The following is a 1,277-nucleotide window of genomic DNA, read 5'->3' as shown; positions in this document are numbered from 1 at the left end:
GTGTACGGAACTGGGACATAGGTAACAGGTGTATCGGGACATGGGTAACACTCTGGAGACGTTTTTTCCGGAGCTGACCATGTCGTGGAACCCGAGAGATACCGTGAACCTACGTCTGGAATTTGTTCAGCTGGCCTTGCAGAATGGCGCCAACCGGCGCGAGTTGTGCATGCGCTACGGCATCAGTGCGAAGACCGGTTACAAGTGGCTCAAACGTTACGGGGAATCGGGTGAAGCCGGTCTGCACGACCGTTCACGCAGGCCGCTATCGAGCCCGAATCGCACGGCCCCTGAGATTGAGCAGCGCGTGGTCGCATTACGTAATGAACATCGATGGGGTGGACGCAAGCTCGAACGGCGTCTGCGTGATCTCCGCGATCCTGTCGTGCCCACGGCGGGCACCATAACCCGGATTCTGCATCGACACGGCCTGATCGTGCCCGAAGCATCCCTGGCGGCGACGCCCTGGAAGCGCTTCGAGCACGAGCAGCCCAATGATCTGTGGCAGATGGATTTCAAGGGCTGGATTGAACTCATCGATGGCCGGCGCTGCTCGCCGCTGACCGTGCTCGATGACCATTCACGCTTCAATATCGTGCTCGACGCCTGTGGTCCGACCGACACGCAGGTCGTACGCCGGCGGCTGCGCGACGCGTTCCGCCGCTACGGGCTGCCGTTGCGCATCAATGCCGACAACGGCTCGCCGTGGGGAAGCCCTGCCCAGCCAGGGCAACTCACCACGCTGGGCATCTGGCTGATCCGTCTGGGCGTGAAGATCTCGTACAGCCGCCCCGCCCATCCGCAGACCAACGGCAAGGACGAGCGGTTTCACCGTACGCTGAAGGCTGAACTGCTCAGCGGCAGGCACTTCGCCAGTTTCTGTGGCGCGCAGCGGGCATTCGACAGCTGGCGTATCGTCTACAACACGCAGCGGCCGCATCAGGCGCTGGACATGGACACGCCAATCACGCGTTACAGGCCAAGTCCACGCCCCTATCCCGAGCGGCTACCGCCACTGCAGTATGGCGACGCAGATACCGTCGTACGGGTGCGCGTCAACGGCGAACTGCGCTTCATGTCCCGACGTTTCAAGGTCTCAAGCGCGCTTGAGAATCTGCCCGTTGCCATCCGGCCGAGCACAATGCAACCTGACTGCTACGACCTTTACATTGCCCATCATCACTTCGATACCATCAACCTGAACCTGACGAAATGACTGGCTAAATGTGTTACCCATGTCCCGTTACAGGTGTTACCCATGTCCCGAGTCCATACAC

General features: G+C 60.5%; 1 protein-coding gene. It reads left to right on the top strand.

Annotated elements, in window-relative coordinates; genetic code table 11:
* The first annotated feature begins 79 nt into the window (after positions 1–79).
* Positions 80–1,216 carry an IS481 family transposase gene (locus tag PQR32_RS42080; RefSeq protein WP_408241782.1) on the top strand — a complete coding sequence of 379 codons (1,137 nt, stop codon included), beginning with the start codon at positions 80–82 and terminating at the stop codon, positions 1,214–1,216.
* The last annotated feature ends 61 nt before the right edge of the window (positions 1,217–1,277 follow it).

The organism is Paraburkholderia dipogonis, from assembly GCF_046027395.1.
Classification (GTDB): Bacteria; Pseudomonadota; Gammaproteobacteria; order Burkholderiales; family Burkholderiaceae; genus Paraburkholderia; species Paraburkholderia dipogonis_A.
This window is presented reverse-complemented; position numbering and strand designations above follow the sequence as displayed.

What these genes read in the sequence shown, in the direction of transcription:
- PQR32_RS42080 (WP_408241782.1), top strand. Translation starts at nt 80, where the DNA reads ATGTCGTGGAACCCGAGAGATACCGTGAACCTACGTCTGGAATTTGTT.